Origin of the sequence: Alicyclobacillus hesperidum subsp. aegles (genome assembly GCF_027923525.1) — a bacterium.
In the GTDB taxonomy this organism is placed as follows: domain Bacteria; phylum Bacillota; class Bacilli; order Alicyclobacillales; family Alicyclobacillaceae; genus Alicyclobacillus; species Alicyclobacillus aegles.
In genome coordinates this window covers 1-269 of record NZ_BSBJ01000024.1, presented here as the reverse complement: position 1 = coordinate 269, position 269 = coordinate 1, and the positions used below count along the sequence as shown (strand labels likewise).

General features: G+C 51.3%; 1 protein-coding gene. It reads right to left on the bottom strand.

The genetic code is table 11. The features are described from left to right. A partial coding sequence (locus tag QMF38_RS09500) for a transposase (RefSeq protein WP_281759284.1) occupies positions 1-269 on the bottom strand: 269 nt, incomplete at both ends.

The following is a 269-nucleotide window of genomic DNA, read 5'->3' as shown; positions in this document are numbered from 1 at the left end:
TTGCGAGCGGAATCGATTAATGGTTCGAAAGTCTGGAGTCTGTCGTGCAGCGAGCCACATGAAGGGAATATTCTCGCGAAGCGCCTTAGCGATTTGGCGGGAGGAGTAAATCTTCTGGGTATATGCGTAGACCAAGACTTTGGTGAGCATCTTCGGATGAAAGCTGCTACGGCCTCCACCGGGATAGTACTTCAAAAACACATCGTCACTGATGCGGTTAACAGCCTCATTGACGACGCGTACGACGTGACCTGGCGGAATCAGTTCCT